Raw genomic sequence first — 22360 nt, forward strand, 5'->3', positions numbered from 1 at the left:
CGTCGCGTGACGGGGTCGACGACGTCCGGATACGACGAAGGGTGGGTCAGACTAGAAAGTCTGACCCACCCTTTGAGGAGTGGACCTAGCGGGAGCGTTTTCGAAACTCGCCCCGCCGGTGTCGCACGTGGCCGCGGTGCACTATGCGATCAGACTTCGAGATAGCAGTTTCAAGCCCCGTCGTGCGGCCTGCGTGCGTCAGGCGACAAGGGTCAGCGAGTACGACTTGGCCGCGGCGGAAAACCGCTACGAGGCGGGAGCGACACTGCGAGAGATTGCCTCGGACGTAGGTGTGAGCCGTGAGCGTTTGGCCGCGCTTCTTCGGTCGCGAGGTATCAAGCTTCGGCGAAGCTCTCCCTCGTATGCGGAAGTGGATGAGATGGTCCGCCTGTATGAGGGAGGCGAGTCGCTGGAACGGGTCGGTCCCCGCCTCGGCTTCTCTGCCGGCACTGTCCGTAACTGGCTACTGTCCCGGGGCGTTGCTATGCGCGACTGCCACGGCCGTGAACGGTGACCCGTCGGGGTACGAGGCGGGCGTGCTGATCCAGCGCTTCCGTCGCAGAAGTGACCGCGGTAACATGCGGTATAGGCGGCCTCTACCTGCTACGCCATCGTCCGATGCGGTGGCGCGATCGTCCGGCCCCGGCCAGACGTCCTCCTTGATTCCTTGTCGCCGGAGACGAGGAGAGGACTGCGCTCATGTTCCGCTCGATTTGGATCGCCAGCGCCCACACCCGCGACTTCCTGCGCCGGTACATGCCCACGAACGTCGCTCTCGACGCGATCCGCACACGGCCTGGGTTGAAGTGGGGTGTCCCGGCGATGCTGGTGGCCATCCCCTACCTGTATGCCGCCAGCTTCGTGACTGTCCTAGGGCGTGTCTCCTAAGTTCAGGCTCGTAGGGCTGTTTTGATGCGGGCATGTCTCGTGATCGGGTCCTGTCCGATGCTCAATGGGAGCGGATCGCGCCTCTGATGCCGTCCTCGGACGGTGTGAAGTCGCGACCGTTTCGTGATCACCGACAGGTGGTCGAGGGTGTGATCTACCGATTCCGAACAGGGATCGCCTGGCGCGATCTGCCGGGCTCGTTCGGGCCCTGGCAGACGGTGTGGAAGCGGCACAAGCGGTTCTCCACCGACGGCACCTGGGACAAGATCCACGCCCGACTCCTGGCCGAGGCCGACGCGGCCGATGAGATCGACTGGATGGTTAGCGTGGACTCCACGATCAACCGCGCCCATCAGCACGCCACCACGCTGAGCCGGGTCGAGGTCCCCGCTGGTCGCCGCACAGGGGGCTGAGCCGAACTACACAGATCTACGGGCCGAGCCACCCGACCACGCACTCGGACGCTCTCGCGGTGGCATGTCGACCAAGATCCACCAGCTCGTCGATGGTCGGGGACGCCCGCTGGTCATCGCGCTGACGCCGGGCCAGGCAGGCGATTCGCCGATGCTGAAGCCGCTGCTGGCTCAGCTCGCGGTCAAGCGGCTCGGGCGTGGCCGCCCGCGCACGCGGCCTGACGCCGTGATCGGCGACAAGGCCTACTCCTCCCGCGCGATACGTGCCGAACTCCGCTCCCGCGGAGTCAAGGTCGTGATTCCGCAACCATCGGACCAGATCGCCCACCGCAAGAAGCGTGGATCAGCCGGCGGTCGACCACCTGCGTTCGACCCCAAGGTCTATAACGGTCGCAACGTCATCGAGCGCTCCTTCAACGACCACAAGCAATGGCGCGGCATCGCCACCCGCTACGACAAACTCGCGACCGTCTACCGGGGTGCGGTCGTCCTACGCGCCATCACCATCTGGCTGACGACTTAGGAGACACGCCCTAGTTGACGACGGTGCGCCGGGCTGGCTGTACCTGTTGGTGCTGTTGTTCATCTGGAACGCGCTGAAATTCGCCATCATGGGACCGGTCAGCGTCGTCCTCCTGATTGGGGTTAGGGCGAGTGAGCGGCGTGAGCGAAGGGTCCAGCGCGCGCGAGCCGACGCTTTCGCGTGACGCGCCGCTCGTGGCATTTGTGCGCTCTTCTGTCACGCCCCTCGAAGGAGGGAATCATGGCTGCCACGCTGAGGACCTCCCTGTGTTAGTGCCGTACTACTGGATCGAATCCAGAATGGCGCCGACCCGGGGTGGCAGTAGGGGACGCGTGCCGGAGACGTGCGCGAGCGTGGCGAGATTCTTCCACGTGGTGGCACGCAGCACGGACGGCTTGACGTGGTGCTTCCGCGCCAGGGCGCTTTCGACGTCGGATACGTTGCCCGGTCGGGGCTGATGGGCCGAGCGGTTGCCGTCCGGATGATCCGTCTCAACGAGGAGGCGGTCGAGAGGGATGAGGTCGATCACCTCTGTTCGACGGACGGAGGAGGCGTTGATGGAGAAGTAGGCACCCAGCTCGACGGCTCTCTTGGTGAGCGCTGGTTCCCCGAGCCACCAGTGGAGGATGACGCCCTGAATCGGTGTGCGTTCGAGTTCGTCGATGACTTCGGCTGTTGCACCTTGGCTGTGAATCGAGGTCAACCGTGGGTGTTGCTGGAGGTGTTGGAGGATGGCCGCGAAGACGTCACGTTGCAGAGGCAGGCGGGACTTGGTCCTTCCATCAAGGCCGATCTCACCGACGTACGCGGTCCGTTGCATCAGGGCGTGAAACGTTGCTGGGTCGAAGCCCTCCAAGGCCGTCTTGACCCCGGGGTGCACTCCCACGCCCCACACCGTCAGGATGTCGCGATGCTGGCGGTCTAGGGACTGCTGGGATTGTTGTAGGTTGCGGTTCGCTGCAAAGATCACAGCCCGCAGGTTCAACAGTTCCCTGGGGTCTATCGAGACGTCGATATGGGCGTGCGTGTCAAGCGGCGGCCAGTTCGTGCTCATGTGAGCAACGCCAGTTCGGAAGCGCCACGGGTGCAGAGATCACGGGCTTCGCTGGCGGAGTAGCCGTCCGGGAGGCGCATGGCGGCAATGTCGCTGACGCGGATGCCTCGGGCGACGAAGCCACGGATACTGGGCAGGACGGAGGCGTTCTGCAGCTGTGATTTCACGCGGTCGTTCGGCCAGGAGTCTGAGACGTAAGTACTCGTGTCGGGCAGGCTTGCGGCGGCGAATGAGGCGCGGCGGACGAGGCAGCCGAAGCAGGTTCCGCAGTGGTGCTGCGCTGTGACACCGAGCCACCGGCGGCTGGTGTGGGCACAGGAGTTGGTGACGCTGAGGAAATCACCGGTGATCTTGTCGTCACCGATCTCGTCGGCGAGCCAGCGGAACATCTCGCCCTTGGTTTGCCGGGCGAAGGGATTGGTGATCTCTGCGGTGGCACCGACCTGCCGAGCGAGCCGGGACAGCTCAGTCAAGAACCATGGGTGCGTGGTCCGCGTGGACAAGCTTCCCAACTGGTCTGGGCCAAGTGGTGGGTTGAGGGAGGCGAAGCCGTTCTCGGGTATCCACAGTGGCACGTCGTTGAGGGATGCCACCGCCAGCCCCAGAGCGAGAAACAGGAACGACCGGGTCCGCGTGCTGTTCTCATTCCGGAAGCGGTGACCGCCGGGTTGGGTCTGGCTGCGTGTGAACCGGACTTGGCGGTGGTGCTGGACGGAGCCGGTGGAGCGTAGGTCGCGGATTCGTGCTGCGACCTCTCGCTGTATCGGGGAGATGGAAGTGGCACCGACGTGGGACACCAGCACGTGGGGCTCTGGATGCGTACGCGCCAGGAATGCACCGATCGCCGAATCCGCGCCGCCGCTCATCAGCACGACACGTTCGGCATCGCGGTGCTGGTTGTCAGGGATCGACTCGCGTGGAAGGCGCGTTCTCCGGAAGGTCAGCCGCCATTCATCGCCGGAGAGGAAGTCCAGCAGTCGCGCGAGCTCGTGGGCAATACTGTTCCATGACTCAGCGTCGCCGAGGACAGGTACGGTCAGTTCGAAGCTTCGTCGGGTCCAGTTCACTCGACCGGCCTGGCGAGGCACGGAGCGGTCGGCGGCGTAGACCATGGCCGCGAGGCGGAACAGGTCAGCGTTCGGCTGCCGGACGGGGCCGAGGTGCCCGAGACGGGGACCGAGAGGGGTGTTGTAGCTTCCCGTGCCAGTGGTCGGCCAGTACAGCGTTCGTTGCGCGGCTTGGGCGGTGACGGTCGCGGGGACTTGGAACCTGAGGTCGAACTCGGTCATCACGGCTCCTCGTGGAGGGCGCGGAGGTATTCGAGGCCGTCCTCGATGGCCCGGGTGAACTCCGCTGCGCTGGCGCCGGTGGGTGAGAGGTTGGCGTGAGCGGCCAGTTCCTCGGCTGCTTGGCGCACATCGTTCTCAAAACTGGCGCGCTGCGTTCCCGTCATGTCCTTGGTGTTGAGTGCGGAAGCTGTTTCCACCAAATATGCCTCGGCAAGGATCAGCGCTACGGCTTCTTCGGCGATCTGGCCGACGGTTACATCCGCGCCGGAGGTGTCACGCTGCATGAGCCATTCGGCGAGGTTGGCGACGACCTGGAGCTGCTCGGCGGTCTCGATGGTCCCATCGGGGAGGTCTTCGCAGACCTTCTGCGCGATCTGGTGGGCAACGTCGAAGATGTTGGGGTTGGCGCGCAGTGCGTCGTAGTCAAGACCGAGGTCACGCAGCGTCTGGGCATCGCCGGTCCTGTAGGCATAGGCGGCTGCAGCGCCGCGGCCCGCCGACCGCGCGGACGTCGCGGTCGACCGACTCAAGGCGGCAGTCGAGTTGCGCTGTGACCGTCCGGCACCGCCGCCCCTGGATGACCGGAACAGGGCGGCTGTTGGAAGTATCCGGCCCGCTGGCGATGACGGCGATGGCCGCGATGACGGCAACGGCAGCTGCTCTGGGTGGCCGTCACCGGGAACGGGGTCTTGCGGGCCGGGGCCACCGGGCAGGGAGTCGAGCCAATCGTCGAGCCCGTCGCGGATGTCGTCGCCGACGGCTCCGCCGCCCCCAGAGTACGAACCTTTGGTGCCCATCAGGTCTGCCTCCTTCCCGGCGGTGGCGTGGTCAACGCCCTCTTTATCTCTCGTTGTCTCTTATCGTCATCCGATAAGCGGTTTGCGAGATGTGCGATGACGTTTTGCATTCCTGGGATCTGCAGGCCAGCCAGGTGAATGGCTGTACCGACTTGGAGATCCTTGGCCGGGAGGCGGCGAAAGGCGTCCAGGGCTGAGCCGCGGACGGCAGGGTGTGCTTGGGCCAACCGGCCGATGCCGGTGACCGCCCCGCGTTGCTCCTGGATGCGGTCGCGGGCGCGCAGCGAAAGGTGGCGGACGAGTTGTGCAATGTCTTCCGGAGGGAGAGCTGCCAAGCTCTCCTCAGAGACCTGATGGCGATCGACAGTTCGTGCTGAGGCAAGCTGGGCAGCGAGATCGCGGAGCCGCTGTGGGAGCTCCGCGCTGACCAGAAGGTCACCACGGAATGAGGCAGCGAGGTGGAGATAGGGGCTGAGGTCGATCTCGTGCAGGTCCGGGGGAAGCTTCGCCCATCGGAGTAGATCGTCGGCGAACTCTGTGGCCACAGCGAGAGAGGGGATCGTTACCTCGTCGCTCTGGCCTTCGGACCTGTCTTCCTCGCCGTCCGCGAGGAGGGACGCGTGTTCGACGCGATCGACCGACTCCGCCTCGGGCGTGATCTTGGGTTTATTGGCCAGCGACTCCAGAGACTCCAGATGGTCCCGAAGTTCACCGGTCCGCAGCCAGGACAGCACCGCCTGAAATTGGTCGGGAAGCAGCACTTCCAGGACCATGAGCTTGGCGACCACCTCGAATTCCAGATGGATGCCTCGGCGCGCCGCAATCGATCGGCGGATGTTGAGATCGTTGAGAAAGCGCTTGATGCGCCTGGGGTTGCCCCGCAACTTTTCGTACAGGATCGTGGTGAGACGGTGAGCGAACGAGAGTTCATGCTGTACGTCAAGCCCGTCCGGCGCCTGCAGATCATCGAGCACCCCAACGCCACGAAGCCGCTGACACTCGTCGATGACGCGCTGCAATTGATCTTGAGTTAGCGGTGATTCAAGACGGTTTTGGAGCTGGAGCAGCAGGACATAGGCCTCCGTGTCGAACGCGCCGAGCGCCGGCAGGGGCACGGTGGTCTGAACAATCTTGTGGAGGTACAGCTTCGACGGCGGTTCGGCTGGCAGGCTCTCGTCAGATTCCGCACGCTCCGGGGGCATGGTGGATTCCGGCAGCTTGGTGCGAATCGCTTCGGCCACTCGCTCTTCGTCAGCGGCGATGACGAAGGACATCCCGGTCACGCTGAGGAACAGACGGATCGTTTCCAGGGTCTCCACCACGGTGTCCACCAGGCAGCGGTCGAGGTCATCCACCAGGACCGCAACACGCTTGACGTGCGCTAGTTCGTCCGTCCCCATCAACTCAGCGAACTCAGCCTTGAAGCCTGCAAGGCCCCGAGGTTGATCGGGTTGATCGTCGCCCTCGTCACTCTTCTCACGGATGAGGCCGATCACGTCATCGATCCCCGGGAGCTGAAGCGTCAGAGAGGACTTGGCCGCCAACCTGATTGCCTTGGACCAGTCGACGCGATCAGAGAGCTTCTTCATTAGCTTCTTGGCCTTGTCCGTCCTGGTCTGTGCTCCGTCCTGTTCCGCCACCTGCTGGGCGAGTTCGGCGGCAAGGGCTTCGAGCACCTCGCCGATCAGGGTTTCTTTTGCTCCCACGGCCGGGTCGTAGCGCCATGGGTCCGTGCGGACGGTGATGATCTTCGCTGCGTCGGGGTCGCTTCGTTGGTCGAGGTCCTTCTTGACGAGTTCAAGCACGGTCGTCTTGCCGCTTCCCCACGGACCCGAGAGCCCGATCGCGAGCGGGTCGAGAGCGTCATCAAGGACGGCATCTGAGACGGTCTCAGCGATGGCGCGAGCTGACAAGAAGTCGATCGTGGAGGGCTCATCGGACCAAAGCCGACCGCGGAGGTCGTGGGCACTCCCGTGAGCCTCGTCGGGCAACCCCGGGTGCGGCAGGGGTCCAGATCCTGGTTGCGATGGCAATCCTTCTCTCCTTCCCGCGGGGCGTGGGGAGAGGACGCCCGACTCAGAGAACCATGTGATGCACAGTCCAAGAGTCTCACCTCAAGCGGTGGGGACCCCGGGACGACACGCCCAGATCACTTCCCGCGGCGTCCAGCCGGGTAGCGGAGCCGGCCACCGGAGCGCAAGGCCAGGGACCCTTCCTACAGGCCCGGTCCTTGGCGAGCCGGAACGGTCCGTTGATAGGGCTTGGTTGCTTCCGCCTCGGGCGCGAGCTGGCGGAGCGCGGCTTCTGCTCTGGCCCGGTCGATCTTCTGCGCCGTCGTCTGCGGTATCGCACCGAGGACGGCGTCATCGCTGATCGCGTACCGATCCCGGTAGGCAACGACTGTACGGGCGTGGCATCGCCAGGCACGCGCTTTGCGCGGGTCACGGGGAGGGACGCCCAGCGCCGCAGTCCAGGGCTCGGCGTCAGTGACCGCACGGTTGAGCACGGCATCAGCTCGCTTCTCGATCAATTCCCGTCGTTCTTCCAGGGCCTGGCGCATGTCGTCCGTCATCAGACCGTCCGCATGCGGGATGAGCCCGGCGAGCAGGCGTGGCACCTTTCGGGATCGGCCGGAACCGGCTGGGCGTCCGGTGGCGTGGGCGACGCGATGGTGGAGGACGGAGGCGATATCGTCAGCGTCTTCGAATCCCCGCGCGGTGACGAGGCGCGGGAACAGTCGGTCGACGTCGTGATGGTTCGCCTCCGCGCGGCGTAGTTCGCCGGTGAGTGCTCCGAACGCCTCGGAGTCGATCACAGCATCGGCTTGCTCAGTGGTGAGGCCACTGGCCCGGATGAGACTGGCCCAGCGGTCGTGCTGAGCTGCGGCGGCGATGGTCTCGTACTCGGCAGCAAGTCGAGCGATGGAGCCCCAGGTTTCTTGTTCGGCGGTGATGGTCTCGTGGGCTGACAGCTCGGCGCCGCTGTGCTGGAGCACCCCGTCAAGCACGGAGTGAGCGGTGGCGTCGGGGTTGTCGCCGGGGTGCGGGTGGGCGTGGTCGTCCGGACGGTCGAGGACCACGTACGCCTGATTGGATCGGCGGCCGCGGGTCATCGCGACGTAGAGGTTCTCCCGGGTCGTGGTCGGCTCCACCAGCACATGCGCCGTGTCGCTGGTGACACCTTGGGCGCGGTGCGCGGTGACCGCGTACCCGAGGTCGACGTGCTCGGCCACATACGAGGCGGGAAGAACGATGGACCCGCCGCGGCGGCGTCCGTTGGGGCGGATGGTGACCGAGCCGTCGTCGCGGACCGCGGTGACGGTCCAGGTCTCTCCGTTGCGCACCCACGCTCTGTTGTTCCGCAGGCGGCGGTCGTTGTGGCGCGTGATGATCGTGTCCCCGACGCCAGCGGTGGTGCCGTCATTCAATGCCACTTCCCGTCCGCGGGTGAGGATGCCGTCGAGGATGAGGTCGGCCCGGGCGCGGGCGTTGAGCGTGGTGACGTCGTCGCGGGTCTCGGCGATCAGCACCGAGACCAGCCCTTGATCGCGGTCGGCGCGCCAGGCGGAGTAGGCGGCATCGGTCATCGCCTCGGCGTCGCCGTCATGGATGCGGTCGTGTTCGAGGTAGGTGTCGATGACCTGGGTGCGTCCGTGTCGGAGTGCCAGGGAGGCGATCTTCTCCCAGGCATGGGTGAACCGATGGACGTCGATCAGCTCGGGAGCATCGTCCCGGTCGTTGACGAGCATGGAGAAGGCTCCGCCGGCGTCCACGGATTGAATCTGTGCGTAGTCCCCGACGAGCAGCACCTTCGCCCCAGCATCTTCGGCGAGAGCGGTGATCCGATCCAGGGACAGGGTGCCAGCAAGCGATGCTTCATCGAGGATGACGAGCTGCCCCGCTTGGAAGGTGGTGCCGTGGGTGAGGTGGTTGGTCCACCACTTGGCGGTGTTCTCCGTGGCGATGCCGAGGTCGTCGGCCAGCACCTGCGCGGCCACCGCCGAGGGCGCCAGTCCGACCACCGAGCCCGGGCCGTGGTGCTTCTCCCAGGCGCGCCGTAGTGCAGTCATGGCGGTGGTCTTGCCCGCCCCGGCCGGACCGACCAGCACATCGACGACTCGACCCGAGACGGCGACCTTCATCAGCGCTTGGGCTTGATCCTCGCTGAGCATCCGCCCCTCGGCATCGGGGCGGCCAATGATCTGCTCCGTCGTTACCGCCGGGACCGTCGGTGCGGTGAGGGTGCGGGATCGGTTGAGCAGCCGGTCTTCGGCGGCGAGGAGTTCCTCGGAGGAGAACACCGTGGAGTGCTTGGGCCGGAACACGCTCGTTCCGTCGACGCGGCGGAACCCGGCAGGGCTGGTGGCCAGCTCGGGCGGTGTAAGCCGCAGTGAGGCCTGCTCAGCGGCATCGACGACCATCCCGACGATCGCCTCGCGATCCCGTGCGCTGGCGAACCGCCAGCCCATCGTCTGCCGGGAGGCCTCGGCGTGCAGGTTCCACCGCCGCCACGTCGAGCGCTTCTCACCGACCACGGCCACCACCGCGGCCCCGAGTGCGGCGACTGTCTCCAGAGGCACATCATCGGCTCGCAACGTGACCGGAGTCTCGGTGCCGGTCACTGCCCGTGCCCAGGCCGTCGCGTCCTGATCGAGGATCGTCGTGGCGCGGGCGCGCCATTCGGCGGTCAGGTCGGCCAGTGACCGCACCTCCTTGTTGGGTCGGGTGGCGAGGGTGGCCTGGGCGCGCAGCTTCACGATCGTCGCCGCAGACGGCCGCCGACCATGCGTGGCCACGTGATCGGCGATGAGCCGGTCGGTCTCGGCCTCGATGTCGTGCGAGCGCGTCGAGAAGGTTGCGATCAGCTCCTCCGGGATGCCGGTGATCTCCCAGGACGGGTTCCGGTCCCGTCCTCGCTCGCGCGCCTCCCAGCCGAGGCCGAAGGTGCGGGTGAGCCGGTCGGCCAGCACCGCGTTGTAGTGCTCGGACAGGGCGACCACGGCGGCGTGCATCGGCCGTCCGTCCAGCGACCGCCATCTCCCGTCCATCGCCGTCTGCACCTTGTTGGATACGACAACGTGAGTGTGGAGCTGCGGGTCGCCGGAACGGGAGTCGTAGTGATCGAACGCGGTGGCGATCACCCCGGTCACGTCGACCTGGGCGACCGCGCCATCGCCGGCCGTGATACCGGTACGGGTGGCGGCGACCTCGCGTTCCATGAAGTCCACCACCTCCGCGACCGCCTCATGGTGGGCCTGGGCGATCAACGCCTGCGCCCCGGCATCGGCGACGCCCCACAGCACCGAGACCGACTTCGGCACCGAGAAGGTGTAATCGAACCCGGCCACCGCCCGCCGACTCGCCCGGGCCGTTTCCTCGGTCTCGATCTGCGCGATCGCTTCGGCCCGGCCTGCTGGCCCCAACTCAGCCGGCAGTTGGTCGACGCGCTGCTGGATGCGCTCGGTGACTGGGGCGTACTCTGGGAAGGCTCTTCCGAGTGGTTCGCCGGTGACGGGGTCGCGGCCCATCCCGATCAAGAGCTGGAGCTGCGGCTCCGAAACCTGGTCCCCGGTCGTGAGCTGACCACCACCCAGGCCGGCGAGGCCGGAGCCGAGCCACCGTCCCGGCGGGGTACCAGCCTCGACGTAGTACCGCGTCAGCCGCGTCGCGAGGGAGCGGTCACCGTCGGCGGCGACCACGGAGCGCAGCAGGTACTTGTATCCGTCACCGGCGCTCATCACCCGCATCGAGACTGTCATGCCACGCAGGTGCACGTTGCGTGACGTAGTGCCTGATGTCAAGTTGCTCGCGAAACGTGATCGCGTGCCTCAGGTGTGTTTGCTCGCGTGAGGGGCTGTCAGGAGGCGTCGCGTAGGGCGAGGGTCTTGGCGCGGGCGTGGTCGATGAGCTGGTGCTGGATGGTGTTGATGCGCCGGGTCAGGTCGGCGGGGTTGAGCTCGGCTCGCACGGCGGCAAGCTCAGCGGCCTGCTCAGGGCTTAGGATCCCGGAGTCCAGCAGGCGTTGGTACGGGGCGCGCGGGGCGTCGTAGACGCGCACGTGTTGCCCGGCGGGCGTCTCGCGCCACCCGGTGGCCTTCTTGGTGGGCAGCAGGTAGTTCTTGCGCAGGTTGACCAGCTCCCACAACTCGCCCAGCAGCTCGAGCTCGGCGGGGGTGTCGTAGCGGTACCGGAAGGCGTTCTTGCGCACGATGTCGCCGTTCTTCTGCTCCACGTGGGCGTTGTCGTTGGAGGTGTAGGGCCGGGAGCGGGTGAAGAACACCGCCCGCTGGGCGCACCAGGCCACGAGCTGGTGGTTGATGAACTCCCCGCCGTTATCGGCATCGAGCCCGACGACGGGGTAGGGCAGGGTGTCGGCGATCAGCTCGATCGCGCCCACCACCCACCGGTGGGCGCGGTTCTTGATCGCGACGTTGCTCGTCCACCCGGTGAACACGTCGGTCGCGGTCAGCGTCCAGGCGAACTCCCCGGCCAGGGAGTGCCCGCAGTGAGCGACCAGGTCGACCTCGAAGAACCCCGGCCGGGCCTCCATCTCATCGGTCGAGCGGCGCACGGACAGCTCGCTGCGCAGCGTCGCCGAGGGCCGGGTCGCGGCCTTCGCCGGCGGGTACCGAGCCGCCCGGGTCGGGGCGAGGTAGCGGTCGATGGTGGCCGGGGACATCGCCACCAGCTCGGCGCGCACCTCATCGGTGAGCCGGTCGGCGACCTTGCCCAGCTCGCCGTGGGCCTCCAACGCAGCCAGGGTGTCGGCCATGACCGCGGCGAGGTACTTCCCGCACGGCTCTCCGGCCAGCGTCCAGACCTCGATCAGCACCTTCAACGCGTCATAGGAGTACCCCCGCCCCCGCGGCTTGCGCACCACAGCCCGCGCCGGCCCCCTACGGGCACGGGCCGCGGCCAGCGCCCGGCGCGCGTTGGCCCGCGACCACCCCGTCGCCCCGCACAACTCATCGAGCATCCGGCCCTTGACCTTCTTCGACGCCCCCGCGTACTGACGGGCGTACTTCTTCGTGATCTCCCGACGTGCCGCCATCGACAACCCTGAACCCATCCGGCCAGCCCACCGCCCACAGCCCCGCCAACCGAGTAGGACGGCACCGCGTTTCGCGAGCAAAACCCATCTGAGGCACGCGACCCGTTTCGCGAGCACATTAGGTGAGTCTCGTCGCGTGATGGCGACCTCCTCCGGGCGATCGCTACTATTGTTACATCCTCGTGTCGCCCCCCGTGTTGTACGGACGAGGACCAGAGCCAGGGCCACCAGTAGGAGGCCCACATGGTGCTCAGTGACGTCCTTGGTCTTGCGGCAGCGGAGTGGGGAGTCGTGATGGCGATCGCACCCGCCTTGCAGATTCACCGGATGCTGCGAACCCGTTCTGCCGACGATGTATCGCTCGGGTACTTCGCCCTACTCATCCCCGGCTTTCTGCTTTGGGTCTTCTACGGACTGTCCCGACACGATTGGCCGTTGGTGATCCCGAACACCGTCGCCACGGCCGTGGCGCTCGTTACCATCGCAGTCGCCGCGCGGCTCAAGCGCATCAGCGCACCGAGCGATCTGGACCGCTGAGCCGATGGCCGACACCTCCACGTGGCGGTGACCTGCCCTGTCGACGTTCGGTAGCGCCAGTACCCAGCGGGACAGGTCAGCGGGCGTGGACGTGGCGTCACGTGCGTAGCTGACGGCACCGGTACCGTTGATACGAAGAACTGGCGGGGGGAGGTAACGATATGGATGCCGACATGATCCCCCTCGGTGAGCGCGCACTCCGCAGCATTCTGGATCATGTGCTCGCGGTCGGCGACGAAGCCGAGGCGAGCTACCTGGAAATCAAGAGCAGTCTCGACCTGGCCAGCACTGAAGGTGTTGCGAAGGTCGCGAAGTTCCTTCTCGGAGCTGCCAACCGTCGCCCCCAGGAAGCCGCCCGTCACTTCCACGGCTACGCCGTACTCGCTATTGGCGCGCAGAAGGGCCGGTCGCAAGGTGTTCCTCGTGGTGTTGAGGCGCACGAGCTTGAAGACCGGCTCCGGCCCTACCTGGGACCACAGTTTCCCGCGTTCGAGTTCGGAAGAATCAGTATCGACGACGACCGCGAGGTGCTGTTCGTCGTCGCACAGCCACCGCAGGACGGACAGACGATCTTCCCGTGCCACAAGAGCTTTCAGGGAGTGAAGCGTCAAGACAACCTCGATGACGGGGCCATCTACATGCGGGGAGCCAGCAACACCCGCCCCGCACGAGCAGGTGAAGTTCTGGCTCTCGTTGAACGGGCTCGTGGCGGCGGCAAGTCACCGATCAATCTCGACGTCGAAATCCACGGAGCCATCAGCCGGGTTGAACGGGTCAACGAAGTACTGGAGCGCCTCTACGAGTTCGAGGAAGAAGAGTTCAATAAGCCGCGAAAGCCGACAGAAGACGCCTCGCCGTCAGCACTTCTCGTCCGGAACGTTTTCGGCAGAACGCAGCCACCAGAGCCCGGGGAACGAGCGAAACGACTTGAAGCGTGGCGGAGCGAAAAGCCCACCCATACCGAGCGCGGGCGAGGGCACTTCCTGGGTGTTGCTCTTTCTGGCATAGGCATCCGGGTCCTCAGCCACGACCGGTTCGTCGCCAAGCCCCATCTCATCGTGACTTTCCACGACTGCGAAGTGTTCGACTACCGCGAATCCGACGACGCCGACTACAGGAAGGTGGTCGAACCCATCGTGCGAAGGCAGGACCCATACGGAATCGGATTCGACCCTTCCGACCTCCGGATCGCGGCGCGCGGATACCCGGTGAACTGGAGCAATCACGGCAACAATGCCGAAGTCACCGTCACACCTGAGTCGTTTCGTCCCAACGTGCCGTGGACGAGCGACGAAGACGACTACGTGATCCTCGCGCGCGATCCACAAGCGAGCGCGGTGGTCGTCACGTGGGTCCTGACCGAGGACGGCAACGACACCGTGACCAGAGGCGAACTGGAGGTCGCGACAGGGGAGCTCACCGACGCGGCCGACTTGCTCAAAGCAGCATTCTTCAAAGACCGATAATTGCTAATGCTCCGCGGGCACCGCGTAGCACGATTGCAGGGGGTTGCAGGCCCGTACCTCATTCAGGACGTGCGCAACCCCAGCGCTCACGTACCGAGGCGCTCCGCAGCCTTTCTGACCCACTGCCGCTGCCATCGGGTTTCGACTGCGCGCGGGTGGTAGTTCTCGCGCACCCAGGCGACGGCCTTATCGGGCGCCACTCCACTCATGACAGCGAGGAGTGCCATGGCGGTGCCCGTGCGGCCCACTCCGCCACCGCAGGCAATCTCCACGCGCTCGAACTCCGCCCGTACATGAGCTTCACGTAGTGCGCTGATCACGTCGTCCGTCGAGTCGGGACGACGAAAGTCCGGCCACTGAACCCACCTGTACGGCCTACTCTCGATCTTTGGGTCCTTACCGAGCAGGTAGAGGGCGAACTCAGGAGCCGCGATGTCGCCGCGAGGACGCCGGAGTCCCGCGCCCCGGATGCGACGGCCGTCCGGGAACTCCACGAGTCCGCGCACTGCTCCTTCCCAAGTGCTCATGCAGCCACGTTAGTTCCAGAGCCCGGGCCTACGCGGGAGCAGACTCAACTTCGATCTGCAAGAGGTGTGGCGACTCGGAGACAGGGCGAAGCGAGGACCTCTTCTGTGCGCTGCCAAGGGAGACTGCGTCGCTCATCGACGGAAGCAGGGCGAGATCCGCACGGCTGAGAAGCCGGCCGCCGCGCTCGTCGTCAGCTGCGTGCGCTCTGTCACGTCCAGGGAGACCAGATTTCGATTCACGTCTCGACGGCGACTGCGGGCCCTTTTTCGTTCTTGCTGGCTGGGCGCCCACGGCACGAGGGCTTCCAATTAGGACTCGTCCTGCGCACTCTTCCTGCCGTCCCTGCGCTACTTCGGGGGTGGTCATGGCACTCGCTCACTGTTGCAACTGCGCACTACGCTGCAGCGCCGCTCCTCAGGTGAAATGTCAATCGGCTACATGGTGTTCCTGCTGTCGGGCTTCTTATCCCTGTGGGTCAGTTACGAAATCGCTTCTGGGTGACATCGCCCTCGTCATCCCCCAACACCTGGGGCGGTGTCGCCGTTCGATTGTGGCGAAACGATGTTCCTTCAGTGACGTCTGGGCGAAGTGCGAAGACTTCTTCGGGCGCGGGCTGACATGGTGGAGGTATGACTCGTGACGCGCGGGTGGCCGGAGGGGCTGCCGAGGACAAGACCACCGAATACCTGCTTGCACCCGACGACGCCGCGGCCGTCGATGCGTGGTGGCGGGCAGCGAACTATCTCGCGGTCGGACAGATCTATCTGATGGGCAACGCGCTGCTGAAGCGTCCACTGGCGGAAGAAGACATCAAGCCCCGGCTGCTCGGGCACTGGGGGACCTCCCCGGGGCAGAATTTCCTGTATGCCCACCTCAACCACCAGATCATCCAGCGCAACCTGGACATGATCTACCTGAGTGGACCCGGTCACGGCGGCCCGTCCCTCGTAGCCGCCTCCTGGCTGGAGGGCACGTACTCGGAGGTTTACTCCCACGTCGGCACGGATGCCCGCGGTGTCGACGAGCTGTGCAGACAGTTTTCCTTCCCGGGCGGCATCCCCAGCCACGTCGCACCCGAGACGCCCGGATCGATCCACGAGGGCGGCGAACTCGGCTACGTTCTGTCTCACGCCTACGGCGCGGCATTCGACAACCCGGACCTGATCGCGGTGGCAGTGATCGGTGACGGCGAGGCCGAGACCGCGCCGCTGGCGACGGCGTGGCACAGCAACAAGTTCCTCGACCCGCAGGTGGACGGCACGGTCCTACCGATCCTGCACCTCAACGGCTACAAGATCGCAAATCCCACCATCTTCGATCGAATTCCGCGCCAGGAGTTGGAGTCGCTGCTAGTCGGGTACGGCCACAAGCCCTACTTCTTCGAGGGCGGCTTCGACGACGAGGACATCACCAACACGCACCGGCGGTTCGCCCGCTTACTTGCCCAGGTCCTTGACGAGGTCGTCGACATCCGCGCTCGCGCTGCCGACGGACGCCTCACCGAGCGGGCGCGGTGGCCGATGATCGTCTTCCGTACTCCGAAGGGCTGGACGGGGCCGCAGGAGGTCGACGGACTGCCGGTCGAAAACAGCTGGCGCAGCCACCAGGTCCCAATGTCTGCCGTCCGCGGCAACGAGGAGTACACCCGTCTGCTGGAGAGCTGGATGCACAGTTACCGCCCGGAGGAGCTCTTCGGTCCCGAGGGGCGGATCATGGACCTCGTCGCGCAGAACAACCCGGTCGGCACGCGGCGAATGAGCGCCAACCCGCACGCCAACGGTGGTCTACTCACCCGCGACCTGGATCTGCCGGACTTCCGTGACTACGGCGTCGACGTCCCAGTACCGGGTGGCGCCACCGTGGAAGCGACACGCGTACTTGGTGGCTGGGTGGCCGACGTCGTGGACCGGAACCGGCAGACCTTCCGGGTCTTCGGACCCGACGAGACCCACTCCAACCGGCTCGGCGCCGCGGTGGAAGCGGGCGGCAAGGCCTGGCAAGCAGAACTGCTCGACACCGACGTCGACCTGTCCCGCACAGGCCGGGTGATGGAGGTTCTATCCGAGCACCAGGTACAGGGCTGGCTGGAGGGCTACCTGCTCACGGGCCGTCACGGGCTGCTCAACAGCTACGAGGCATTCATCCACATCATCGACTCGATGTTCAACCAGCACGCAAAGTGGCTCGACTCCAGCCGGGACATACCCTGGCGAGTACCAGTGCCCTCGCTGAACTATCTCTTGTCTTCCCACGTGTGGCGTCAGGACCACAACGGGTTCTCCCATCAGGACCCGGGCTTCCTCGACGTGGTGATGAACAAGACCGCCGACGTCACCCGCATCTACCTGCCCCCGGACGCCAACACGCTGCTGTCGACATTCGACCACGTGCTGCGCACCCGCAACTACGTCAACGTCGTGGTCGCCGGCAAACAGCCCGGGCCGCAATGGCTGACGATGGATGAGGCCGTGCTGCACTGTACCCGCGGCATCGGTATCTGGGACTGGGCCGGCTCTGAGGAGCCGGGCAGCAAACCTGATGTCGTGCTCGGGTGCGCTGGCGACGTGCCCACGATGGAAGCGATCGCCGCGGCCAGGCTGCTGCGCGAGCGGCTGCCGGAGTTGAAGGTGCGGGTGGTCAACGTGGTGGACCTCATGCGGCTGCAGGACGAGCGGGAGCACCCGCACGGCCTGAGCCACCGCGACTTCGATGCCCTGTTCACCGCCGACCGGCCAGTAATCTTCGCGTTCCACGGCTACCCGTCACTGGTACACCAGCTGACCTACCGGCGCACCAACCACCACAACATCCACGTGCGCGGCTTCAAGGAGAAGGGCACCACGACCACACCGTTCGACATGCTGATGCTCAACGACCTGGACCGCTATCGACTGGTCATCGACGCCATCGACCGGGTGGGTCTGGCCGAGCGGGAGTCGTCCCTGCGCCAAGAGATGCTCGACTCCCGAGTACGCGCCCGCCAGCACACCCGCAAGCACGGCCAGGACCTCCCCGAGGTGACGCAGTGGGTCGTGCAGGACGGCGACAACACCCAGGGTTCGGGCGCGCCCGGCTCCGACACCGGCGGGGACAACGAGTAGCGGAGCTCACCCCCCGGCGTCCGCGCCGACCCACATGCGGCGCCCCCCCGATCCAGCTAAATGGATCGCTCAGCCCGTGGCGGGATAAGAGCGTGTCACCGACACGGGTGCAGAGGGAGATCTGCTCGTCCTGGAGGAGCCGGTCGATCTGCGCCCGGCAGTCGGTGTCGTCGACGCTGACCTCAGGCAGGGTCACTCCCGCATGCCTCCAGTTGCGGCTACGCGTTGGCGAACGCAGTGCATCCCTGATCCCGCAGTGCATCCCTGATCCCAAGGGCACGACCGTAGCTGGAGGCTGAGCAGCACACCGGTGCAGTCCTCCCCGAGGCCAGTTGGTCGAATCGGGTAGCAAGCACCTCGGCGGGCCGGGCGCCATGCCCGACCGCGCGCTCTGCATGTATTCCTCTGACTCCGTGAATGCTCAAGCTGGCGGCTACGGCCTCCGATGGCGCCATGTGGCTTGGAAGCGCACGCGGCGTCGCTCAACATTTGGGATGCCCTTGGCCCGCCCGCCCGGTGACGCTGGACGCCCCCCACGTCTTGAGTGGCGAGCGGTCGGTGGCGACGGGTTACCCGATGGCGGCGAGCAGTTCGTTGCAGGCTTGTTCGCAGGCCCGGCACGCGTCGGCGCAGATGCGGCAGTGTTCGTGGTGGCCGGCGTGCTGCTCGCACTCGTCGCCGCAGGACTTGCAGGCCTGGGCGCAGGCCTGGAGTTGGGCGCAGGTGAGGTTGGCGTCGTAGCCGGTATGCCGGGACAGGACTCGGGCGGTGGTGGCGCAGATGTCAGCGCAGTCGAGGTTAGTGCGGATGCACTTGCGCAGGTCGGCCACCATCTCCTCGCTCAGGCAGGCATCGGCGCAGGCCGTACATGCCTGGGCGCACGCCACGAGTGCGTCGACGGTGCGGGCGAGCAGGTCTCGGTCGAGGTTGATCGCGGCCGGGTAGGTGTTCATCATCTCGGCGGTCTTCATGGCTTGCTCCCTCATGTGATTGGGTGCGACGCCGGAGCGGACCGGGCGCCGCAGGGTCCTTCTGACGCTACGGCGTCACGATGGGTGATACGCCGGTGAATCGATGAAGGTTCCATGAAAAACGGGGGTCCATCAGGATGGTGAAATCGGCGTCTGCCGGCGCGGGCTCTGCGGTGCCCGTCCCCGCTGACCGAGGTGCGTCTCATACTCAGGCGTCAATCCGGAGTGTGGTCAAACAGGTCGCCCCGTCCTCGCGGGTTGAGAACGGGCTCTGGCCGGTGCGCCCGTCATAGGTGACCTCGATGGTGCCGTCGACCTCGCGCGGAAGCCAGAACCCGACGAAGCCGTTGTCAAACGTGGTGGCCTGCTCATCGACGAGGACCTCGCCGGTCTCGTCGACGATGCGCACGCCGATGTCCTCGTTGGCCAGCTCGCCGCGACACGTGGTCAGAGAGTGGTAGTAGCACTCGTGGGTCTGATCGACGTAGGGCGCCACGGATAGATAAAACCGGTCCTCTGCCAGCGGGACCATGACCTCCTGCTCAACATCGGCGAGGACAAGCTGGTCCGCGCGCACGGATGCCATGAGGTCAGTCGGCCGCTCGGCCACGGGCATCCGGTCGAGGTGGTCGACGATCTGCTGCCCGTCCATGCCATCGAGGTCGTGCGCCGCGAGAAAGTCGGCCTGCGCGGCGGTGTTGGCTGGGGGGCTGGCCGTCGGGCTCGCGTCGGGGGTGGTGGAACATCCGGCGAGCACCAAGGCGAACGCGGCAAGGAGGATCACGGGTCGTTTCATACAACGCATTCTGTGGCAGGCCCACCGACCTCAGTGTGGTCGAGCGTTGAAGATTCGATGAAGATCGACGGGCGGGGCGGGGCCTCGGCGGGCCGATCTGCTTTACTCGATCGGGAGGTTCTCCGCACATGTCGGATGTCACCGATGTCCACTGGGATCGAGGGGACGACCAATCCCCCGGTGCATCCTGTGATCCCGGTCCGGAGCGGGCACTGAGTGATGGAGGTGAGGTATGGGTTGGAACTGGGGCCACATGGGCGGGTGGGGCATGGTCTGGGGCTGGCTTTTCCTGGCGCTGTTTGTCGTGGGCCTGGTCGTGCTGATGGTGGTCCTGGTCCGGCTGCTGAGCGGTCGCGATCGGCGGTCCGACGAGGTGCACAGATCAGGGCGGAGTCGGGCCCGGGAGGTGCTCGACGAGCGATACGCCCGTGGGGAGATCGATGACACCGAGTACGACGAGCGCCGCCGGCGCCTGGACGAGCCGGGGAGGCCTGAGGCGTGAGGCCCATCACTCGGCGGGAGGCGCTCCGGCTCGGCATGCTCGGCGGCTTCGGCGTCCTGGTCGGTGGGGTGGGGTTGTCGTGGAGCGGCTTGCCCTGGCTAGCCCCGCGCTCCAGCTCGATCGGGGGCGGCGGAGGGTCCCTGGTGGAGCCGGAGGTGCTGCGCAGCTGGGGCGGGGTGCTGCGGGTCGAACTGGTCGCCGCCCGCCAGGAGTCGACCGTCGCTGGGCGGCGGGCCCGAGTGCTGACCTACAACGGCACGGTGCCGGGCCAGACCTGGCTGGTCCGGCCCGGGGATCGCATCGAGGTGCGGCTGCGTAACGAGCTGGACATCCCGACCAACCTGCACACCCACGGACTGGAGGTCTCCCCGCAGGACAACGGGGACAACCCGTTCCTGTCCATCGAACCCGGCCAGGTCTTCGACTACCGCTTCGATCTGCCCGCGGACCACCCGCCCGGGGTGTTCTGGTATCACCCGCACCGGCACGGCACGGTCGCCGATCAGCTGTTCGGCGGCTTGTACGGTGCCCTGATCGTCGAGGGCGATCAGGTGCCGGTCAGCCGGGACCGGGTGTTGGTCGTCTCGGACCTCTCGCTGACTGCGGACGGGCAGGTCGCCTCGGTCTCGGGCCCGGAGGTGATGATGGGCCGCGAAGGGGAGCTGGTCCTGGTCAACGGTCAGCACCTGCCGCAGCTGTCGGCGCGTCCCGGGCAGCGGGAACGCTGGCGGGTGATCAACGCATGCACCTCGCGCTACCTGCGCCTGGCCCTGCCCGGGCAGCGTCTGGAGCTGCTCGGTGTCGACAGCGGCCGGGAACCAGCTCCGCGGGCGGTGGAGGAGGTGCTGCTGGCGCCGGGTAACCGGGCCGACCTGCTGGTGAGCATGCGCGCCGGCACCAGCGAGTTGCGCACGCTGGGTCATGACCGCGGCGGGATGGGGATGATGGGCGGCGGTGGCCTGTCCGGGCCGGGCACCTTGGCCACGCTGACTGTCAGCGGCGATGAGGCCGCTGCCCCGGGCCCGGTGCCTGACCGTCCGGCGGTTCCGGATCTGCGCGACAAGCCCGTCGCCGGGCAGCGGGAGATCGCGTTCACCATGACCATGGGGACGATGATGGGCCCCGGCCGGGACATGATGGATCTCGGGTTCGACGGTCGCGCCTTCGACGCCGACCGGATCGACCAGCAGGTGAGCGCCGGGACGGTGGAAGAGTGGGTCATCACCAACCCCACCCCGATGGACCATCCGTTCCACCTGCACGTGTGGCCGATGCAGCTCATGGAGACGGGCGGGCAACCGGTGAGGGAGCCGACCCGGCGCGATGTCGTCAACGTCCCCGCCCGCGGCCGGGTGCGGGTCCTGGTCGACTTCGCCCGCCACCCGGGGCGCAGCGTCTACCACTGCCACATCCTCGACCATGAGGACGCCGGCATGATGGCCAGCGTCGAGGCCCGCTGACCACAGGACACCCCGGTCCCGACGAGCAGGAGAATGCATGAGTGACGAGCAGGAGAATGCATGAGTAATGACCACGCCGCAGGCGGGCACGTCCCCGCCCACGGAGATCGCCGCGCGTTGCGGATCTCCGGGGCATTGACCGGGGTGTACTTCGTCATCGAGCTGATCGTGGGGCTGTGGTCGGGGTCGGTGGCCGTGCTCTCCGACGCGTTCCACACCTTCTCAGCCGTCGGTGGCGTGCTGATCGCGCTGGTCGCCCAACGCCTCAGCCAGCGTCCGGCCACCGGCAGGGAGACCTTCGGGTGGGGGCGCGCCGAGATCCTCGGGGCCCTGTTCAACGGGGTCTTCCTGGTCGTCATGGCCGGGTACGTGTTCTGGATGGGGGCGATGCGCCTGGCCGACCCGATCGAGCTGCCCACCACGGTCATGCTCTGGGTCGCCGCCGGCGGCATCGTCACCGAACTGATCGCCTTCTGGCTGCTCTACCAACGGCAGAAGACCAACCTGAACCTCAAAGGCGCGTTCTGGCACATCCTGCAGACCTTCGTCGGCAGCCTCATCATCATCGTCTCCGCCGTGGTGATCCGGCTGACCGGGTTCCTGGCGATCGACCCCCTGTTGGGGATGGCCTTCGGGCTGGTGCTGCTGTGGGCATCCTGGACCATCCTGCGCTCGGCCATGCGCATCCTGCTCCAAGGCACTCCGGAGCACCTGAACGTGCGCGAGGCGACGGCACAGCTGGAGGACATTGACGGGGTGGCCGACGTGCACCACGTCCATGCCTGGACCATCACCTCCGGGCGCACCGTCTTCTCCGCCCACCTACGCGTGCCCGACCTGCCTGCGACCGGCGACCGGGTCCTGCACCAGGCCACCGCCCTGCTCCAGGACCGCTTCGACGTCTACTTCTCCACCCTCCAGCTCGAACAAACCTGCCCGAGCCAAGAGAACGCCACAGACATCGACATCACCAGATAGCTCACCA

Annotated in this window: 16 protein-coding genes and 1 pseudogene; 8 read left to right on the top strand and 9 right to left on the bottom strand. The window is 66.4% G+C overall.

The window, feature by feature from the left end; genetic code table 11:
* The first annotated feature begins 699 nt into the window (after positions 1-699).
* Entirely contained in the window at positions 700-888 is a 189-nt protein-coding gene (locus PWF70_RS17530; protein WP_286352684.1) for a hypothetical protein, read from the top strand.
* A 32-nt stretch (positions 889-920) separates the two neighbouring features.
* Positions 921-1824 (top strand): annotated as a pseudogene (locus PWF70_RS17535) (IS5 family transposase).
* Positions 1825-2104: 280 nt separating this feature from the next.
* Here the strand turns inward: PWF70_RS17535 and PWF70_RS17540 are convergent.
* The 6 genes from PWF70_RS17540 to PWF70_RS17565 form a co-directional block, all read right to left on the bottom strand.
* On the bottom strand, positions 2105-2878 hold the full coding sequence (locus PWF70_RS17540) for a TatD family hydrolase (protein WP_286352685.1): 774 nt from the start codon (positions 2876-2878) through the stop codon (positions 2105-2107).
* Complete coding sequence (locus PWF70_RS17545) at positions 2875-4167, bottom strand: hypothetical protein (RefSeq protein WP_286352686.1); 1293 nt, start codon at positions 4165-4167, stop codon at positions 2875-2877. The genes PWF70_RS17540 and PWF70_RS17545 overlap by 4 nt, the downstream gene beginning before the upstream one ends.
* Positions 4167-4697 carry a hypothetical protein gene (locus PWF70_RS17550; protein ID WP_286352687.1) on the bottom strand — a complete coding sequence of 177 codons (531 nt, stop codon included), beginning with the start codon at positions 4695-4697 and terminating at the stop codon, positions 4167-4169. Before PWF70_RS17550 ends, PWF70_RS17545 begins: the two co-directional genes overlap by 1 nt.
* Positions 4698-4963: 266 nt before the next feature.
* A complete protein-coding gene (locus PWF70_RS17555) occupies positions 4964-6877 on the bottom strand; it encodes a KAP family P-loop NTPase fold protein (protein WP_286352688.1) in 1914 nt (637 codons plus the stop codon).
* 302 nt (positions 6878-7179) lie between these two features.
* The gene (mobF, locus tag PWF70_RS17560; RefSeq protein WP_286352689.1) at positions 7180-10722 is read right to left on the bottom strand and encodes a MobF family relaxase; all 3543 of its coding nucleotides are present in this window, start codon (positions 10720-10722) and stop codon (positions 7180-7182) included.
* A gap of 98 nt (positions 10723-10820) precedes the next feature.
* Positions 10821-12014: an integrase catalytic domain-containing protein gene (locus PWF70_RS17565; RefSeq protein WP_286352690.1), complete on the bottom strand. Its 1194-nt coding sequence runs from the start codon at positions 12012-12014 to the stop codon at positions 10821-10823.
* 243 nt (positions 12015-12257) lie between these two features.
* On the opposite strand from PWF70_RS17565, the gene PWF70_RS17570 reads away from it, so the two are divergent.
* A complete protein-coding gene (locus PWF70_RS17570) occupies positions 12258-12551 on the top strand; it encodes a SemiSWEET family sugar transporter (RefSeq protein ID WP_286352691.1) in 294 nt (97 codons plus the stop codon).
* 161 nt (positions 12552-12712) lie between these two features.
* The gene (locus PWF70_RS17575; RefSeq protein ID WP_286352692.1) at positions 12713-14017 is read left to right on the top strand and encodes a hypothetical protein; all 1305 of its coding nucleotides are present in this window, start codon (positions 12713-12715) and stop codon (positions 14015-14017) included.
* 86 nt (positions 14018-14103) lie between these two features.
* Here PWF70_RS17575 and PWF70_RS17580 read toward each other — a convergent pair whose 3' ends face one another.
* Positions 14104-14544, bottom strand: coding sequence for a protein-tyrosine phosphatase family protein (locus PWF70_RS17580; protein WP_094452544.1), 441 nt, complete (start codon positions 14542-14544; stop codon positions 14104-14106).
* A gap of 630 nt (positions 14545-15174) precedes the next feature.
* Between PWF70_RS17580 and PWF70_RS17585 the strand changes: the two genes are divergently transcribed.
* Positions 15175-17646, top strand: coding sequence for a phosphoketolase family protein (locus tag PWF70_RS17585; RefSeq protein ID WP_094452546.1), 2472 nt, complete (start codon positions 15175-15177; stop codon positions 17644-17646).
* A 569-nt stretch (positions 17647-18215) separates the two neighbouring features.
* Here the strand turns inward: PWF70_RS17585 and PWF70_RS17590 are convergent.
* Positions 18216-18617 (bottom strand): four-helix bundle copper-binding protein, encoded by a 402-nt coding sequence (locus tag PWF70_RS17590; protein ID WP_094452548.1) that lies wholly within the window; start codon positions 18615-18617, stop codon positions 18216-18218.
* 208 nt (positions 18618-18825) lie between these two features.
* Complete coding sequence (locus PWF70_RS17595) at positions 18826-19413, bottom strand: CueP family metal-binding protein (RefSeq protein WP_119076079.1); 588 nt, start codon at positions 19411-19413, stop codon at positions 18826-18828.
* 232 nt (positions 19414-19645) lie between these two features.
* On the opposite strand from PWF70_RS17595, the gene PWF70_RS17600 reads away from it, so the two are divergent.
* From PWF70_RS17600 to PWF70_RS17610, 3 genes are read left to right on the top strand one after another with little or no spacing between them, the layout of a single operon-like run.
* Positions 19646-19915, top strand: coding sequence for an SHOCT domain-containing protein (locus tag PWF70_RS17600; RefSeq protein ID WP_094452552.1), 270 nt, complete (start codon positions 19646-19648; stop codon positions 19913-19915).
* Entirely contained in the window at positions 19912-21375 is a 1464-nt protein-coding gene (locus PWF70_RS17605) for a multicopper oxidase family protein (RefSeq protein ID WP_286352693.1), read from the top strand. Before PWF70_RS17600 ends, PWF70_RS17605 begins: the two co-directional genes overlap by 4 nt.
* A gap of 60 nt (positions 21376-21435) precedes the next feature.
* Positions 21436-22353: a cation diffusion facilitator family transporter gene (locus PWF70_RS17610; protein ID WP_286352694.1), complete on the top strand. Its 918-nt coding sequence runs from the start codon at positions 21436-21438 to the stop codon at positions 22351-22353.
* The last annotated feature ends 7 nt before the right edge of the window (positions 22354-22360 follow it).

It is taken from the genome of Gordonia sp. Swx-4 (assembly GCF_030316175.1).
Taxonomy (GTDB): Bacteria; Actinomycetota; Actinomycetes; order Mycobacteriales; family Mycobacteriaceae; genus Gordonia; species Gordonia alkanivorans.

What these genes read in the sequence shown, in the direction of transcription:
- PWF70_RS17530 (WP_286352684.1), top strand. Translation starts at nt 700, where the DNA reads ATGTTCCGCTCGATTTGGATCGCCAGCGCCCACACCCGCGACTTCCTG.
- PWF70_RS17540 (WP_286352685.1), bottom strand. Translation starts at nt 2,878, where the DNA reads ATGAGCACGAACTGGCCGCCGCTTGACACGCACGCCCATATCGACGTC.
- PWF70_RS17545 (WP_286352686.1), bottom strand. Translation starts at nt 4,167, where the DNA reads ATGACCGAGTTCGACCTCAGGTTCCAAGTCCCCGCGACCGTCACCGCC.
- mobF (WP_286352689.1), bottom strand. Translation starts at nt 10,722, where the DNA reads ATGACAGTCTCGATGCGGGTGATGAGCGCCGGTGACGGATACAAGTAC.
- PWF70_RS17565 (WP_286352690.1), bottom strand. Translation starts at nt 12,014, where the DNA reads ATGGCGGCACGTCGGGAGATCACGAAGAAGTACGCCCGTCAGTACGCG.
- PWF70_RS17570 (WP_286352691.1), top strand. Translation starts at nt 12,258, where the DNA reads ATGGTGCTCAGTGACGTCCTTGGTCTTGCGGCAGCGGAGTGGGGAGTC.
- PWF70_RS17575 (WP_286352692.1), top strand. Translation starts at nt 12,713, where the DNA reads ATGGATGCCGACATGATCCCCCTCGGTGAGCGCGCACTCCGCAGCATT.
- PWF70_RS17580 (WP_094452544.1), bottom strand. Translation starts at nt 14,544, where the DNA reads ATGAGCACTTGGGAAGGAGCAGTGCGCGGACTCGTGGAGTTCCCGGAC.
- PWF70_RS17585 (WP_094452546.1), top strand. Translation starts at nt 15,175, where the DNA reads ATGACTCGTGACGCGCGGGTGGCCGGAGGGGCTGCCGAGGACAAGACC.
- PWF70_RS17590 (WP_094452548.1), bottom strand. Translation starts at nt 18,617, where the DNA reads ATGAAGACCGCCGAGATGATGAACACCTACCCGGCCGCGATCAACCTC.
- PWF70_RS17595 (WP_119076079.1), bottom strand. Translation starts at nt 19,413, where the DNA reads ATGAAACGACCCGTGATCCTCCTTGCCGCGTTCGCCTTGGTGCTCGCC.
- PWF70_RS17600 (WP_094452552.1), top strand. Translation starts at nt 19,646, where the DNA reads ATGGGTTGGAACTGGGGCCACATGGGCGGGTGGGGCATGGTCTGGGGC.
- PWF70_RS17610 (WP_286352694.1), top strand. Translation starts at nt 21,436, where the DNA reads ATGAGTAATGACCACGCCGCAGGCGGGCACGTCCCCGCCCACGGAGAT.